This is a genomic window from Nitrobacter sp. 62-23 (assembly GCF_001897285.1).
Taxonomy (GTDB): Bacteria; Pseudomonadota; Alphaproteobacteria; order Rhizobiales; family Xanthobacteraceae; genus Nitrobacter.
Map to the genome: position 1 here is coordinate 20,698 of NZ_MKSM01000123.1, position 16,443 is coordinate 37,140.

Below are 16,443 nucleotides of genomic sequence, written 5' to 3' on the forward strand. Positions count from 1 at the left end.
GACTCTACGCTCTTGATTTGACACGTTTTCTTCACGCGAACCGGTATCCGCTTCGCTCGAAAACGCTATAGCGCGTATTCCGCAAAAGTGGATATTAGTTTTGCGATCGGAATACGCGTCAAAATAAAGCGAGAGTCCTGCTTCTGATTCCATCAGAAGCGGAAGGGCTCTACGCCAGCGGCTGGCGGCCGCGCCGATCGGGTGCGATCAGTTCAGGCCGTGGCCCCGACAACCGCTTGTGCATGTGGACCATGAAAGCCATGCCGAACAGCGGCGTCGCCAGGTTGACGATCGGAATCGCCACGAAACCTGCGATGACAAGACCGGCCAGGAACACCGTGGCGGCGTTGTCGCGGCGCATCGCCTTGGCCTCCTCAGGCGAACGGAACCGCATCGCCGCGAGTTCGAAATATTCCCGGCCGAGCAGCCACGCAGTGGCGATGAAGAAGGCGATGAAGCCCGCGCCGGCCACGAAGACGAAAGGCAGCGCGATCAGGTAGACGAGCAGCGTCAGCAGCGCGGTCTTGATGCCTTCGGACATCGCGAGGCCAAACGGCAGCGGCGCGCCGGGATGGTCCGCCGGATAATGTTCGCGCTCGACGATCTCGCCGACGTCGTCGACGAACACGCCCGCGACCAGCGAGGTGATCGTGGGCATCAGAAACACCGCGCCGAACACGATGCCGAAGCCCGCGGCGATCGAAATGATCCAGGCCAGGATGTCGAGCGGGGTATGAAAGGCCGGCCCAAGCATGGTTTCAGCCCAGAGTTCGCCGGAGCCGGCGAGCCAGCTCAACAATCGCTGCAGTCCGACGGCGGCGACGACGATCAGCACCAGCGCGAGCCCGATCGCGCGCCACAGGATGGCGCGCATCGGCGGCGACAGAATCTGCGTGAGGGCCTTGACGGCGGCACCCATCATGACGGTCAGTTCCCGGTGAACCCCAAGGCTCGGATACGAGGCTCGGATACGAGGCTCAGATAAACGCCGCGGCGCGCGCCGGCAAGGGCGCGGATCGGCGCGCATGCTTCCGCTGGGACGCGAATCGGCCGGCATGATGTGGCTGTCACGCTTGGGCAGCGTAAGTCTGCGCGCCGGCGAGTTCGGCCGCGATCATCGCGCCGAGCGCCATGTCGCTCTGCTGGCCGAAGCCGTGATGGACGATGCGGCCGCTACGGCCGATCAGGATGCTTGTCGGCGTCCCCTGCATGGCATAGCGGCCCATGGTGACCGGCAGCGGGGTGCCGTCGCCGGCGGCGTCGACGCCGATCGGAAACGTCAGCCGGTATTCGTGAATGAAGGCTTGAAGCGAAACCGGCGTCATCGCGGCATGATGCTCGAACACCGTGTGCAGGCCGATCACCTGCAAATCGGTCGCCTTGAACAGCTCATAGGCGCGCTGGGTTTGCGGCGTGCCATGCGCGACGCAGCCGGGACACAGCATCTGGAAGGCATGGAGCAGCACCGGACGGCCGCGCAGCGCAGCGAGCGTCAGCGGCTCGCCGGTGTTGAACCATTGCGACACCGCAAGCTCGGGAGCGGCGCCGTCCGCCTCGCTCATGAATGTCCCCGCATTGCACTCACTTTTTCGGAAAGAACCGGCTGATGCTGGTCAGCCGGTTCGGAAACAGGCGGCGGCGAATTGGCGTCGACCTGAAACAGATCAATCGCGCCCGCTACCTCCGCGAGCGGCTTCTGCCTGTCGGCCCAATGGAGCGAGAGATAGTCGAAACCCAGCACGATGGTCGGCTTGACGATCTCGAAATAGGGCGAGATGTCGAAATCGCGCGGCATGTAGAGCGAGGAATCGCGGATGTGCAGGATCTCGCGCCGCGCGCTGCGGCTGCCGGCGCGGGTAATCTTCGGCAGGATCGGATAGCGCACCGCCTCGAAGGCCTGCGCAATCAGCGCCGAACAGATGATCTTGGTCGGATCGCCGGAGCCGAACGCGATCATGCGCCGCCGCCAGCGCTGCGGCACCGGCAGCGGCACCAGATAGCGCATCAGATCGACGATATTCTTGGTATCGTAGCCGAAGCCGATGCGGTTGATGGCATAGCGGCACACCGTGGCGCGGTCCTCGTCGGACAGGCCGACCGGGCGGCATATCCGGGTGTGATACGGGAAATATTTCGACAGCGGCGCGGAGATCACGCCCTCGCCGACATTGGCCTCGATCAGGACATGCTTCTCGCCGTCAGGCTCGGCGGCGCCGGCGATCGGGCCGACATAAAGCGCGGCGTGCGACCATGTCGATTGCGTGAGATACTTGATGATGCCCGAGATGCGGCTGTTGCCTTCCACCAGGAGAACGTCGCCTTCCTGAATGAGGCCGCGCAGATGCTCCGGATCGCTCGGCGTGAACGGCTTGTAGCCCGACACCTCCTTCTGGAGGTACGCCGCAATCCATTTCCCGACCCTGTCGAGCACGAAGCCCATGGCAGTCTCTCTCCGCCGTTCGTCCCGCCGGTTTTCCACTCCTTATCATGGTCAAGAGCCATTGCAATTTAGTTCATGGCGGCAACCGCCAGATTACGATCGATTCACCATGACGGTTGTCGCAGAAGCATCAATGCGGCAAGTTCGCTGCGTCCCGAAATCCGAAATCCGCCGGTTCATGATTAAAATCCGTGATTCGCGTGCGATTTCAGGGCGGAAAGTTTCCCGTTGAATTGGGGACGGCGGGAACTTTTGGAATCACCGCACCGGAAATCCCGCAATTTTCAAGATCGGAAACCATGCCATGACAATGACGCGCCGCGATGTCCTGCTGGCGTTCGCCGCGCTCGCCGCAGGAGCTGAATACCGCTCGGCGGGCGCGGCATCGCTGCCGCGCGGGGCCGACGTGGTTGTAATCGGCGCGGGCGCCGCGGGCATCGCGGCGGCGCGGCGAATTCAGGCCGCGAACCGCAAGGTGGTCGTGGTCGAGGCGGCGGAGCGGATCGGCGGACGCTGCCATACCGATCTGACGACTTTCGATACGCCGTTCGATCGCGGCGCGCGCTGGCTTTTCGAGCCCGACACCAATTCGGTGGCAAGGCTGGCGCGAGGCGCAGGAACCGCGGTTTTTCCCGCTCCACCCGGCCAGAAAATCCGTATCGGGCGGCGCAACGCGCGCGCCGGCGAAACCGAACGGTTCCTTGCAACGCTGGTGCGCGCCAGGCGCGCCATCGCGGACGCTGCGCGCGGCAGGGCCGACCTCTCCTGCGCCGCCGCCATGCCTGGCGATCTCGATGTCTGGGCCGCGACGATCGACTTCGTGCTCGGCGCCAGCGCGACCGGAAAGGATCTGAAAGACCTCTCGGCGATGGATCGCGCGCGCGCGCCCCAGCGCCGCGCCGCGATCGGCTGCAAGCAGGGCCTCGGCGCGCTGCTCACGACGCTCAGCCAAGGTCTGCCGATCAGCCTGTCGACGCCGGCGGCCCGGATCATCTGGACCGGCCGCGATGTCGGAGTCGAGACGCCCGCGGGCCGCATCGGCGCGCGCGCCGTCATCGTCACCGTCTCCACCAACGTACTGGCTTCGGGCGATATCCGCTTCACGCCTGATCTGCCGAAGCGCCAGCTCGATGCCGCTGCAAAACTGTCGCTCGGCAGCTACGACCGCATCGCGCTGTGGCTGCCAGGCAATCCTCTCGGGCTCGGGCACAACGAAACCATGATCGAACAGAGCAGCGACCGGACGACCGCGCTGCTCACCGCGAACGCCAACGGATCGTCGCTGTGCACGGTTGACATCGCGGGCAGCTTCGGCCGCGATCTCTCGGCGCAGGGCGAGGCTGCAATGCTCGCATTCGCCACGGAATGGCTGACGAAACTGTTCGGCAGCGATGCGGCGGCGACGATAAAGCGGTCGGCCGTCACCCGCTGGAACGCGGCGCCCCATGTGCTCGGCGCCATGTCGGCGGCGGAAGTCGGCGGGCAGCCGTCGCGGAAAATCCTGGTCGAGCCGCTGGGCAGCCTGTTCTTCGCCGGCGAGGCCACTCACGAGACGCTGTGGGGCAGCGTCGACGGCGCATGGGAGAGCGGCGAACGGGCGGCCGATGCCGCGCTCCGCAAGATCGGCGCGCTCAGGGAGCCTGAACAGCCAGCGGCGGCAACGCGCAAACCGTCGCGGCATCACAGGCGGTCGCCGTCGCGGCATCCGCGAGACGCCTTCGGCTTTCCGCAGCCATGACGATGCGACCAAGGGCGCTGATCTCGTGGTCATCAGGCAAGGACAGCGCCTTTGCCCTGCATGAGGTCCGCAGGGCCGGCGCGTTCGACGTCGTCGGCGCGCTGACCACGGTGAACGAGACCTTCGGCCGCGTCTCGATCCATGGCGTGCGCGAAGACGTTCTGCACGCTCAACTGGCAGCCGCAGGGTTGCCGCCGCACGTGGTGCCGATACCCTGTCCCTGCTCCAACGAGGCGTATGAAGCGCGGATGGAAACCGCGATGGCGGACGCAAGGCGGAACGGCATCACGCACGTCATTTTCGGCGATCTGTTTCTCGCGGACATTCGCGCCTATCGTGAGCAGAAGCTCGCCGGCACCGGCGTTGCGCCGGTTTTTCCGCTGTGGGGCCGGCCGACCCCGGCGCTTGCCCACGCGATGATCGCAAGCGGGCTGGAAGCGCGTCTCGTCTCGATCGAGCGGGCGAAGCTCGACCTCTCGTTTGCCGGCCGCAGCTTCGATCAGGCGTTGCTGGCGGACCTTCCGGCTGGGATCGATCCGTGCGGCGAGAACGGCGAATTCCACACCTGCGTCATCGCGGGTCCGATGTTTTCTCATCGGATCGAGATCGCGTCCGGCGATGTCGTCGAGCGTGACGGGTTCGCCTATTGCGATTTGTTGCCGGCGTAATCGCGAGACACTTTTTATGCTTGGCCATAAGTATGCTTGGCCATTAGCACGAGGCCTTTCCGCTTCCGATAGAATCAGAAGCGGAACTCCATATTTTTGATTGACGCGTTTTCTTGACGCGAACCGGTAGCCACTTCGCTTGAAAACGCTAAGTCTGGTCCGAAACTCGTTGCTCCAAAACCTCGGTTCCGATGAATTCCATCCAGATTGCCTTCTCGCCGAGCGTCGCGATGAAATCGCGATGCGCGATGCGGTCGGCATCGGTTACGCGCGGCGCCAGCGGCGCAGGGCGCTGACGTCTCGGCATATCGAGTGTTCCACCGCTCTGGCGGGACACGGATTCCACCAGGATCAATTGCGACTGCCGGGCGCCGATCAGATCGATATAGACTTCCGCGAGCAGTTCCGCGTCGAGCAACGCCCCGTGTTTGGTCCGGCGACTGTTGTCGATGGCGTAACGCGAGCAGAGATCGTCGAGCCGGTTCGACACGCCCGGATGTTTCCGTCGCGCCAGCAGCAGCGTATCCACCAGCCGGTCCCGCCCGATTGCCTGTCGTTTGAGGCGATCGAGTTCCGCATTGATGAAGCCGATATCGAACGAGGCGTTGTGGATGACGAGCGGCGCGTCGCCGACGAAGTCCAGAAACTCATCCACGATCTGCGCAAATAGCGGCTTGTCGGCAAGAAATTCGCTCGACAGGCCATGCACCGCGAATGCTTCCTGCGGCATGTCGCGTTCCGGATTGATGTAACGATGGAACGTCTGCCCCGTCGGCATGCGATTGAAGATTTCAACACACCCGATCTCGACCAGGCGATCGCCGCGCAGCGGATCGAGGCCGGTTGTTTCCGTGTCAAGAACGATTTCGCGCATAATTCCTTTGACTCGCGAATCAGGGACGCCGCCGCGGCATTTTAGCAGCCTGCGCCAGAATTTCCCGGATGCGCTCGCGCACATGGTCGATACCATGCGAGGTGTCCACTACGAAATCCGCCCGGCTGCGCTTTTCAGCGTCGGGTAACTGCCGGGCCAGAATCGTCGTCAGTTTGTCGTCCGTCATGTTGTCTCTCGCCAGGATGCGCTCGCGTTGAATAGCCGGCGTCGTGGTGACGACGACGACCGCATCGACATGCTTCTCGCCGCCGGTTTCGAACAGCAGCGGAACATCCACCACCGCCACATCGGCCCCCCATCGCTCGGCCCGGTCGAGAAACGCCTGACGATAGGCGTGCAGCATCGGATGCACGATCTGCTCGAGCCGCGTCATGGCTGCAGCGTCGTGGACCACCCTCGCCGACAACTTCTCGCGGTCGACCTTGCCATCGACGGTGGTTCCGGGAAACGCCGCTTCGATAACCGGTGCCGCCTCCCCTTCGTAAATTTTGTGAACGGTCGCATCGGCATCGTAAACCGGCACCCCGGCTTCCGAAAAAAGCTTGGCGGTGGTCGATTTCCCCATTCCGATCGATCCGGTCAGCCCGAGCACCCGCATATGCAAACATCCGACGTCACAACGACAGCAAACCCTGACCGCGCAGAAAAGCGAGCAGCGGCAACAGCGGCAAGCCCAGAATGGTGAAATGATCGCCGTCGATCCGGCTGAACAGGTGGACGCCCAGCTTCTCAAGCTGATAGGCGCCGACGCTTGCGGTGGCCGCATCGCCAGCCGCATTCAGATAGGCCTCGATCGCCTCCTCGCTCAGCTCCCGCATCGTCATGCGGGCGGCCGATACGTTCTCAAAGAGCAACCTGCCGTCGCGCACGATCGCGATACCGGCGTGCAGCGTGTGAGTCCGGCCGGATAGCGCGCGAAGGTGTTCGGCAGCCCCCGCGCGGCCAGCCGGCTTGTTGAACAGGCGGTCCTCGCATTCAAGCGTCTGATCGGCTCCGATGACGTAGCGGCCGGCCGAGCGCGACGACACCTCGCGGGCTTTTTCGCAAGCCAGGCGAACGGCGATTTCATCACCTCTGGCGAGGCCTGAGCTTCGCTGAATGGCCCGCTCGTCGATCGCGGCTGGAACGGTCTCGAATGACAGGCCGGCATTTGCGAGCAATGCCTGGCGAACCTGGCTTCGCGATGCCAGGATCAGGGGATTCGATCCACGCCAGACCGTCGTCACCGGCCGTGTTCCGACTGCCGCTGCCGTTGGCGATCCGCAAACAACTTCATGATCGCTGCAGCGGTCTCTTCAATCGACCGGCGCGTGACGTCCAGTTGGACCCAGTCGTGCTTCACGCTGAGGCGGCGGGCGTAGGTCACTTCTTCGGTCACCGACTGGCGATCGATATAACTCTCGTTGCCGGCGCCCGACCCGATGCTCAACAGCCGGTTCTGACGGACCTGGATGAGCCGCTCGGGCACCGCATGAAGGCTGACGATCAACGGCTTCTTCAGAGTTTCCAGTTGATGGGGAATAGCGATGCCTGGCACCAGCGGCACGTTCGCCGTGCGGATGCCGCGGTTGGCAAGATAGACCGACGTCGGCGTTTTCGACGTGCGCGACACGCCGACCAGCACGACGTCGGCTTCCTCCAGACCTTCGACATGCTGTCCGTCGTCATGCATCATGGTGTAGTTCAAGGCGTCGATGCGCCTGAAATAATCCGCGTTCAGCGTGTGCTGCGCGCCGACCCGGCCGATCGTGGAAGCGCCGAGATAGGCCTGAAACAACTGCATCACCGGGCCGATAATCGAAAGGCTCGGGCTGTTGATCTCCTGGCACTTGGCTTCGAGACGCTCCACCAGATCCTTTTCCAAAAGCGTGAACAGAACGATCCCCGGCGCTTCCTCGATTTCCGCAAGAACGCGGTCGAGCTGCTTCTGGCTGCGCACCAAGGGATAGACATGTTCCACCGGCGTGAGGTTGGCATATTGGGCGGCGACGGCGCGCGACACCGTGATCAGCGTCTCGCCGGTCGAATCGGACACCAGATGAAGATGAAAATTGCTGCCGGTGATGGGCGCCATGACCCCTGAATACCCTGTGCATCGCTGTGGAGTTCAATCCCCGATACGGCTCATCCGGCAAGGACCGCGGGATAACCGGTGATTTTGCTCACAGGCCTCACGGCAGGGATAACTCCGTCGATCGCGGGCAATGATAATGAGACTGTGTGGAATTGTCTCTGGGTAATTGCGGGCCAGCGACGCGTAAGTGTTTGCGCCGCTAACGATCTTTCGGATACGCGGCCGAGCGAGTATAAATTCAGGGATGTTGTGAAGAAGCCTTTGAAAGAGCCGGGACAGAATTGCGCCCGCCAAATTCACGGTCACTTAGACTCAAACCTTAAGAATCTTAAAAGTAATTTTTAGAAAAGAGTCGCTTGCGGAGATCGTCCCGATCGGGTCTCTATCCGTCGCCGGAATAACCCTGATGCCGGCTGTATGTTCCGACAGATCGACAACCCGTCGGGCCATTCCGAGCGAGAAGACCGATGTACGAATGGATCAAGGCATTTCATGTGATTGCGGTCATTTCCTGGATGGCCGGGATGCTCTATTTGCCGCGATTGTTCGTTTATCACTGCGAGGCCGAGATCGGCTCGAAACAGTCCGAGACCTTCAAGGTGATGGAGCGGCGACTCTTCAAGGCGATCATCAACCCCGCGATGATGGTGGCATGGGGGCTCGGGCTTTATATGATGTGGGTGCATCAGTGGTATCTGGCGGGTTGGTTTCAGGGGAAGCTGGCGCTGGTGATCCTGATGTCCGGCATTCATGGCTATTTCGCTCGCCGCGTGCGGGATTTCGCCGCCGACCGGAATGTGATGAGTCAAAGATTCTATCGTATTATCAATGAGGTGGTTACGGCTCTCATGGTCGGTATTGTCATACTGGTCATCGTCAAGCCTTAAAACCTCTCCAGCGGGAAGGCGCAGGGGGATCGGTCGGCTGGAAGAATAGGTCTATCAATAGCTTGCGTGCCGTCTGTCGTCACCCGCATCCGCTTTGGTGACCGCCGCAGGACGGATGGGCAAGACGCGGCTGGGAGCTGGCTCCGGGGCGTCAAGCTGCGTGAAGACGTCAACCTGTGACAGAAGACTATAGCGTTTTCGAGCGAAGTGGAATCCGGTTCGCGTGAAGAAAACGCGTCAAATCAAGAGCCTAGAGCCTTTCACTGTTTCCATGAAACGGTGAAAGACTCTAGTGCACCCCTCCTTGCACGAAAGCCGTCAATTTTCTATATTGTGAGTTATCCCACCCCAAGCAGGCGGATGTGGTTGCGTTCCGGTTTCGTTGTTGAGCCGGCCGCCACGCCAGATTTGAAGCCTTTCGGCATCTTCCTCGCTCAAGGTTTTTTCACGGTCAGGATCTGCGGACTTTCCTTTCAGCCGTCTGCATCTTCATGAACCCGCCTGATCACCTCCTCAAAGCGTTCCACAGGACCCTCCCAAATGCGGGAAATGAAACTTCAGGACCTCAAGGCCAAGACGCCAGCCGAACTCGTCTCGTTTGCAGAAGAGCTTGGGGTCGAAAATGCCAGCACCATGCGCAAGCAGGAGCTGATGTTCGCCATTCTCAAGCAACTGGCGATTCAGGAAATCGACATCATCGGCGAAGGCGTGGTCGAGGTTCTTTCCGACGGCTTCGGTTTTCTGCGCTCGCCGGACGCTAACTATCTGCCGGGTCCGGACGATATCTACGTCTCGCCGTCGCAGATCCGCCGCTTCGGCCTGCGAACCGGCGATACCATCGAAGGTCACATCCGAAGCCCGAAGGAAGGCGAGCGTTACTTCGCGTTGTTGAAGGTCAACACGCTCAATTTCGAGGACCCCGAGAAGTCCAAGCACAAGGTCAACTTCGATAACCTGACGCCGCTGTTCCCGGATCAGCGGTTTCGGCTCGAACTGGAGGACTCAACCCGCAAGGACCTGTCGGCGCGGGTCATTGATATCGTCGCTCCGATCGGCAAGGGACAGCGTGCTCTGATCGTGGCGCCGCCGCGCACCGGCAAGACCGTGCTGATGCAGAATATCGCGCACTCCATTACCGCCAATCATCCCGAATGCTATCTGATCGTTCTTTTGATCGACGAGCGTCCGGAAGAAGTCACCGACATGCAGCGCTCGGTGAAGGGCGAGGTCGTGTCCTCGACGTTCGACGAGCCGGCTGTGCGCCACGTCCAGGTCGCGGAGATGGTGATCGAAAAGGCCAAGCGGCTGGTCGAACATGGCCGGGACGTCGTGATCCTGCTGGATTCGATCACGCGCCTGGGCCGCGCCTACAACACCGTGGTGCCATCATCTGGCAAGGTGCTGACCGGCGGCGTCGATGCCAATGCCTTGCAGCGGCCGAAGCGGTTCTTCGGCGCAGCACGCAACATCGAGGAAGGCGGCTCGCTGACCATCATCGCCACTGCGCTGGTGGACACCGGCAGCCGCATGGACGAGGTGATCTTCGAGGAGTTCAAGGGCACCGGCAACTCGGAACTGATCCTCGACCGCAAGGTCGCCGACAAGCGCACCTTCCCGGCGATCGACATCGCGCGCTCCGGCACGCGCAAGGAAGAATTGATCACCGATCCGCAACTGCTCAAGAAGATGTACGTGTTGCGGCGCATTCTCAACCCGATGGGCACCATGGATGCGATCGAGTTCCTGCTCGACAAGCTGCGCAACACCAAGAACAACTCTGAATTCTTCGAGTCGATGAATACCTAATATCGCCGCGTTCTTGTCGTCATGGCCGGGCGCAGCCATTCGGATGGCTTCGCTTCGCTTGCCTATTTAGACGTGGCTGCACGCGACGGGCCCAAGAATGACGCATTGAACGACGGCGGGTTATAGATCTCTGTTTCGCGGGACGATGCTGCTACGCGGACACTCGTTGCTTCACAAGATCGATCAAAGCTTCCGGCGTCGTCACGGGCAGCGAGCAGCTCTGGTTGCGGCAGACAAAGACTGCGGCGCCCTGCACGGAATCCGCCTTGGCGCGCGCCGGATGATCAGGCGGCAGCGCATCGGCACGCGGCGCATGCAGCACGATGTTTGTGGCGTGCGGCAGTTTTCGTGCGACGCTGAGCAGCGCGTCGGCTTGCGCGCCCTCTCCGACCACGACGATTTCCGCGCCGGTGAGGCGGAGATCGAGCGCGTTCATGAGCGACAACTGGCCGAAGCCTGTCGCGGTCGCGTTCGGCAGCAAGGCGGCGAACAGCGCGTCGATGCGCTCGCGCCACTTTGTATCGCCGGTGAGCGCCGCGAGGCGCACCAGGTTTTGCGCGATCAGTCCGTCATGGTTGGGAATGGAGTCGTCGGCCGTCGAGTGCGGCCGCACGATCAGCCCTTCGGCGTCGTCGGCGGTGAGATAATAGCCGCCGTGCTCGACGTCGGCGTAATGTGTGTCCAGCATCGCCTGCCAGCACAGCGCCTGCTCGAGGAACGCGTTGTCGCCGGTTGCCTCGAACAGCGCGAGGGCTGCGCGTCCCATCGCGGCATAGTCGGAAGCGAGCGCCGGAATCAGCAGCCTGCCCTCGCGCCACGAATGACCGAGCCGCCCGTCGCGGGTCATCGCGGTCCGAACGAAGTCGTACGCGGTACGCGCGGTTTGCAGCCAGTCCGCGACGTCGAAAGCGCGGGCCGCGTGAACGAGCGCGGCGATCATCAGGCCGTTCCAGTCGGCGAGCACCTTGTCGTCGAGGCCTGGACGGACGCGGCTCGCGCGGCGTGCCAACAGCTTTTCGCGCAATGCCCGTATGCGTGGACCATCGCTGTCGTCGAGGCCGGAACTCTTCAGGCGATTGGGAATGTTATGGCCTTCGAAGTTGCCCCTCGCCGTGATGTCGTATCGCGCGGCAAAATCGGCGGCGTCGGCCGCGCCGAGCACCTCTTCAATCTCTTTTAGCGACCAAACGTAGAACTTGCCCTCCTCGCCTTCGGAGTCGGCGTCGAGCGAGGATGCAAAGCCGCCCTCGCCGGTCAGCATTTCCCGGCGAAGCCAATCGACGGTCTCGATCGCGCGTTCGCGGTACAGCGGATTGTGGCTGCGCGCATAGTCGAGCGCGAGCAGGTCGAGGATCTGCGCATTGTCGTAAAGCATCTTCTCGAAGTGCGGCACCAGCCACTTGTCGTCGACCGAATAGCGGGCATAGCCGCCGCCGAGATGATCATAGATGCCGCCCTGGCTCATCCGCGTCAGGGTCAGCGCGGTGGCGGCGAAGAAGCGCTCGTTGCCGGTGCGCGCGCCGGCGCGCCAGAGAAATTCCAGCACCGAACACTGTGGAAATTTCGGCGCGCCATGCAGGCCGCCATTCACCGGGTCGATCGAATGCGCGATCGAGGCCGCCGCGCTATCGAGTTCGGCAGGCCCGAGGTTCGCCGGATTGTCGGACCTTGCGCGCTCGGAGAGCCGCGCGAGCAGCGCGTCGCGGTTGTGCGCGATGCGGTCGGGCTTGTCGTGAAAAACCCGCGCCACTGATTGCAGGACGTCTGTGAATGCCGGGCGGCCGTAATCCGGCAGCTTTGGAAAATAGGTGCCGCCCCAGAACGGCGATCCGTCTGATGACAGGAACATCGTCAGCGGCCAGCCGCCCTGCTCGCCGAGGTGATGCAGCGCGGCCATATAGATCTGATCGATATCCGGACGCTCCTCGCGATCGACCTTGATGCAGACGAACAACTCGTTCATCACCGCGGCGACTTCGTCGTCCTCAAAACTCTCATGCGCCATGACGTGGCACCAGTGACAGGCGGCGTAGCCGATCGACAGCAGGATCGGACGGTTGGTCCGCTGCGCCTCGGCCAGCGCATCGGGTCCCCACGGCCACCAGTCGACAGGGTTGTGCTGGTGCTGCAGCAAGTAAGGACTTGTCTCCGCCGCGAGACGATTCGCGGGACGGCCGGAGCCGGCTGCGGCGTGATTCATGGCGAGGCGTCCTTCTTTCGAATATGCGATAATGGAGTGGCAGCAAGGCTTTGCCGCTGTCGTCCGCGTCTGTTGTGTCGTCGAAGCCGGTTAAGACAATAAGCAATGCACCCGCGAGAGCAAACGATCTTCGCCCTGTCGTCGGGCCGTCCGCCGTCGGCGATCGCGGTGGTGCGCGTATCGGGTGTGCAGGCGGGACCGGCGCTTGAACACGTCGCAGGAATGATTCCCGCCGCGCGCGTGGCGAAGCGAGTCATGTTGCGCGATTCGTTCGGCGAAGTAATTGATGACGCTATCGTTTTGTGGTTCCGCGCGCCTGCGAGCGCGACCGGCGAGGACGTCGCGGAGTTCCACGTTCACGGCGGTCGCGCGGTGCTGCATGCATTGTTCGCTGCGCTGTCATCCATCGACAATGTGAGGGCAGCGGAGCCGGGAGAGTTTACCCGCCGCGCGTTCGAAAACGGCAAGATCGATCTCACCGAAGCCGAAGGTCTCGACGATCTCATCCATGCCGACACCGACCGGCAGCGCCGGCAGGCGGTGCGGCAGTTGCAGGGCTTGCTCGGCGATCGCGCGCGCGAATGGCGCAGACAACTGATCGAGGCGTCAGCCTTGATCGAGGCCGGAATCGATTTCGCGGACGAAGGCGACGTGCCGGAAGACCTGTCCGAGCCAGCGATGGCAAAGATCGGGCGACTCCGCCGCGAGATCGAAAAAACCCTTGCGGCATCGGCGCAAGGCGAGCGGCTGCGCGACGGGCTGACAGTCGCGATTGCGGGACCGCCGAATGCCGGCAAGTCGACGTTGCTCAATCGCCTGGCGCGCCGGGACGCGGCGATCGTCTCGCCATATGCCGGCACCACGCGCGATGTCATCGAGGTTCATCTCGATCTCGATGGTTATCCCGTGATGCTGATCGACACCGCGGGCATTCGCGAAACCGAAGATCCGGTTGAGCGGGAAGGTGTGCGGCGGGCGATGGAGCGGGCTGCTGCTGCGGATCTGGTGTTATGGCTTGCCGATGTTGATGGCGACGGCACCGATCCGTTGCTGCCGATTGGCGAGGGGAGCGTGCCGGTTTGGCGGGTGCGCAACAAGGTCGATCTTTCAGGGTCCGAGACCGATGAGACGAAGTCGGGGCAGCTTGAGGCGAAACCGGGGCAGGAGGCGGCGACGAAATGTTTCCGGATTTCGGCGGCGCGGGGCGATGGCGTCGACGGCCTGGTTGCCGGGCTGGCGTCATTCGCAGGCGACTGGTTCGGTTCGGGCGAGATAGCCGGTATCACGCGTTTGCGGCACCGCAACATATTGCGGGAAGCCGCAGCATCGCTTGCGAAAGCGGAGAAGTTCAACGGCAACGCCGACGAGCTCGTGGCGGAGGAGCTTCGGGCTTCGAGCCAATTGATGGGACGGCTGCTGGGGCGCGTGGACATCGAGGATATTCTAGATTCGCTCTTTAAGGACTTTTGTATCGGGAAATAAATGAATAATAATTCACTTCTTAACATAATCGGAGGGGCGCGGAAGGTGGTGGTCAGTCGCGCGCCCTGCAAAATGTTTCACGTGAAACGTCCCTGGACCGGCGCGATAAAATCCGGCTTTCAGGACGGTCCTCGCCTGGGCTAGAAGTCGGGTGAATAGAATGCGAAATGCCATGACACCATCGTTCGACGTCATCGTGATCGGAGGAGGGCACGCCGGCTGTGAAGCCGCGTCAGCGGCCGCGCGAATGGGCGCCCGGACGGCGCTCGTTACCCATCGCTTCGCCACCGTCGGTGCGATGTCCTGCAATCCGGCGATTGGCGGCCTGGGCAAGGGCCATCTCGTCCGCGAGATCGACGCGCTGGACGGGCTGATGGGCCGCGTGGCCGACGCGGCCGGCATCCAGTTCCGGATGCTCAATCGCCGCAAGGGTCCGGCGGTGCGCGGCCCGCGCGCCCAGGCCGACCGCAAGCTTTATGCCGCCGCGATGCAGGGTGCGATTCGGGAGACCGCAAATCTCCAGGTGATCGAAGGCGAGGCGGACGACCTGCTCATTGCCAACGGCAGTATCGCCGGCATTCGCCTGAGCGACGGCCGTGAGTTCGGGGCCGGCGCGGTCGTTGTCACCACGGGCACCTTTCTGCGCGGGCTGATCCATCTCGGTGAGAAAAGCTGGCCGGCTGGCCGGGTCGATGAAGCGCCGTCGCTCGGCCTGTCTGCGGCCTTTGAGCGGATCGGCTTTACGCTCGGCCGCCTCAAGACCGGGACGCCGCCACGGCTCGACGGCGCCACCATTGACTGGACGGCAGTGGAAATGCAGCCCGGCGACGATCCACCGGAGCCGTTTTCGGTCATGACCGATCGGATCACGGTGCCGCAGATCCAGTGCGGCATCACCCGCACCACGCCGGCCACCCACGACGTGATCCGGACCAATGTGCACCGATCGCCGATCTATTCCGGCCAGATCACGAGTTCGGGGCCGCGCTATTGCCCGTCGATCGAGGACAAGGTGGTCCGTTTCGGCGATCGCGACGGCCACCAGATTTTCCTGGAGCCGGAAGGTCTCGACGATCCCACGGTCTATCCCAACGGGATTTCGACCTCGTTGCCGGAGGAGGTTCAACGCGCGATCCTCGCGACGATTCCGGGTCTCGAGCGCGTCCGGATGACCCGGCCCGGCTATGCCATCGAATACGATCACGTCGATCCGCGCGAGCTGGAGCCGACCCTGCAGACCCGCCGCATGCCGGGGCTTTTCCTCGCCGGCCAGATCAACGGGACCACGGGGTATGAGGAGGCCGCGGCGCAGGGGCTGGTCGCGGGCCTCAATGCAGCGCTGGCGGCGGGCGGGGGCGATCCGGCCGTTTTCGACCGCGCCGATGGCTATCTCGGCGTGATGATCGACGACCTCGTGACCCGCGGGATTACCGAGCCCTATCGGATGTTCACCTCGCGGGCCGAATATCGCCTGACGCTCCGCGCCGACAATGCCGACCAGCGGCTGACGGACAAGGGCATTGCAATGGGCTGTGTCGGGGCAGGGCGCGCCACGCATCACCGGGCCAAGATGGCGGCGTTGGAGGCGGCGAAGGCGCAGGCGAAATCGCTGTCGGTGACGCCGAACGAGGCCGGACGGCACGGGCTTTCGCTCAACCGTGACGGCCATCGGCGGTCGGCCTTCGAGCTTCTCGCTTACCCGGAGATCGGGTGGGGTGAGGTGACCGCGATCTGGCCGGAGCTCTCGGCTGTCGATCCGAAAATCGCCGCGCATCTGGAGATCGATGCCAAATACGACGTCTACCTGAGGCGCCAGATCGCGGATGTCGAAGCATTCCGGCGGGACGAGGGGCTTATCCTGACCGGGATCGACTATTCAGACGTACCAGGCCTCTCCAACGAGGCGCGCAACCGGTTGGAAAAAGCCCAGCCGCGTACGGTGGGGCAGGCGGGACGGCTCGATGGCCTGACGCCAGCCGCGCTCGGTATCCTGGCGGCCTATTTGCGCCGGGAAGCCCGCAAGAGAGCCGCCGCCGCCCCGGGCTGAGCGGATCCGGCCCGCGATGTTTCACGTGAAACATCCACGCATGATCGCCGCCTGCGAATGCAGTGACCAGAGAGCGTTTCAAGCGAAGTGGCCACCGGTTCGCGTAAAGAAGACGCATCAAATCAAAACATAGAACCCTGCCTCTGATTCCATCAGAAGCGGGAAAGGCTCTATGGCATGAAGGATCGTTTGCCAGGGCAGCCGGG

At 62.9% G+C, this 16,443-nt stretch carries 14 protein-coding genes; 6 read left to right on the forward strand and 8 right to left on the reverse strand.

The features are described 5' to 3' along the window. Positions 1 to 169: 169 nt before the first annotated feature. From BGO16_RS14120 to BGO16_RS14130, 3 genes are all read right to left on the reverse strand, one after another. Complete coding sequence (locus BGO16_RS14120) at positions 170 to 922, reverse strand: sulfate transporter family protein (RefSeq protein ID WP_292619380.1); 753 nt, start codon at positions 920 to 922, stop codon at positions 170 to 172. A 145-nt stretch (positions 923 to 1,067) separates the two neighbouring features. Then, a complete protein-coding gene (locus tag BGO16_RS14125; protein WP_292619382.1) occupies positions 1,068 to 1,562 on the reverse strand; it encodes a TlpA disulfide reductase family protein in 495 nt (164 codons plus the stop codon). Next, a complete protein-coding gene (locus BGO16_RS14130) occupies positions 1,559 to 2,440 on the reverse strand; it encodes a YiiX/YebB-like N1pC/P60 family cysteine hydrolase (RefSeq protein ID WP_292619384.1) in 882 nt (293 codons plus the stop codon). The genes BGO16_RS14125 and BGO16_RS14130 overlap by 4 nt, the downstream gene beginning before the upstream one ends. Before the next feature lie 304 nt (positions 2,441 to 2,744). Here BGO16_RS14130 and BGO16_RS14135 point away from each other — a divergent pair, with 304 nt between their 5' ends. Both BGO16_RS14135 and BGO16_RS14140 read left to right on the forward strand, forming a co-directional pair. Next, complete coding sequence (locus BGO16_RS14135; protein WP_292619386.1) at positions 2,745 to 4,178, forward strand: NAD(P)/FAD-dependent oxidoreductase; 1,434 nt, start codon at positions 2,745 to 2,747, stop codon at positions 4,176 to 4,178. After that, a complete protein-coding gene (locus BGO16_RS14140; protein ID WP_292619388.1) occupies positions 4,175 to 4,846 on the forward strand; it encodes an adenine nucleotide alpha hydrolase in 672 nt (223 codons plus the stop codon). The genes BGO16_RS14135 and BGO16_RS14140 overlap by 4 nt, the downstream gene beginning before the upstream one ends. A gap of 148 nt (positions 4,847 to 4,994) precedes the next feature. Here BGO16_RS14140 and dnaQ read toward each other — a convergent pair whose 3' ends face one another. Genes dnaQ through BGO16_RS14160 form a run of 4 tightly spaced genes read right to left on the reverse strand, consistent with a single transcriptional unit; the run spans position 4,995 to position 7,815 of the window. After that, positions 4,995 to 5,720: a DNA polymerase III subunit epsilon gene (gene dnaQ / locus BGO16_RS14145; protein WP_292619390.1), complete on the reverse strand. Its 726-nt coding sequence runs from the start codon at positions 5,718 to 5,720 to the stop codon at positions 4,995 to 4,997. Positions 5,721 to 5,739: 19 nt separating this feature from the next. Then, positions 5,740 to 6,339: a dephospho-CoA kinase gene (coaE, locus tag BGO16_RS14150; RefSeq protein ID WP_292619392.1), complete on the reverse strand. Its 600-nt coding sequence runs from the start codon at positions 6,337 to 6,339 to the stop codon at positions 5,740 to 5,742. 16 nt (positions 6,340 to 6,355) lie between these two features. After that, entirely contained in the window at positions 6,356 to 6,967 is a 612-nt protein-coding gene (locus tag BGO16_RS14155) for a Maf family protein (RefSeq protein ID WP_292619394.1), read from the reverse strand. After that, complete coding sequence (locus tag BGO16_RS14160; protein ID WP_292619396.1) at positions 6,964 to 7,815, reverse strand: pyruvate, water dikinase regulatory protein; 852 nt, start codon at positions 7,813 to 7,815, stop codon at positions 6,964 to 6,966. The genes BGO16_RS14155 and BGO16_RS14160 overlap by 4 nt, the downstream gene beginning before the upstream one ends. Positions 7,816 to 8,282: 467 nt before the next feature. Between BGO16_RS14160 and hemJ the strand changes: the two genes are divergently transcribed. Next, on the forward strand, positions 8,283 to 8,702 hold the full coding sequence (hemJ, locus tag BGO16_RS14165; protein WP_292619398.1) for a protoporphyrinogen oxidase HemJ: 420 nt from the start codon (positions 8,283 to 8,285) through the stop codon (positions 8,700 to 8,702). Between the two features lie 540 nt (positions 8,703 to 9,242). Continuing rightward, entirely contained in the window at positions 9,243 to 10,508 is a 1,266-nt protein-coding gene (rho, locus tag BGO16_RS14170) for a transcription termination factor Rho (RefSeq protein WP_292619400.1), read from the forward strand. 151 nt (positions 10,509 to 10,659) lie between these two features. On the opposite strand, the gene BGO16_RS14175 is transcribed toward rho, so the two are convergent. Continuing rightward, complete coding sequence (locus BGO16_RS14175; RefSeq protein WP_292619402.1) at positions 10,660 to 12,708, reverse strand: thioredoxin domain-containing protein; 2,049 nt, start codon at positions 12,706 to 12,708, stop codon at positions 10,660 to 10,662. A gap of 105 nt (positions 12,709 to 12,813) precedes the next feature. Here BGO16_RS14175 and mnmE point away from each other — a divergent pair, with 105 nt between their 5' ends. Further along, complete coding sequence (gene mnmE, locus BGO16_RS14180) at positions 12,814 to 14,190, forward strand: tRNA uridine-5-carboxymethylaminomethyl(34) synthesis GTPase MnmE (protein ID WP_292619404.1); 1,377 nt, start codon at positions 12,814 to 12,816, stop codon at positions 14,188 to 14,190. A 172-nt stretch (positions 14,191 to 14,362) separates the two neighbouring features. Then, entirely contained in the window at positions 14,363 to 16,237 is a 1,875-nt protein-coding gene (mnmG, locus tag BGO16_RS14185; RefSeq protein ID WP_292619406.1) for a tRNA uridine-5-carboxymethylaminomethyl(34) synthesis enzyme MnmG, read from the forward strand. Positions 16,238 to 16,443: the final 206 nt, after the last annotated feature.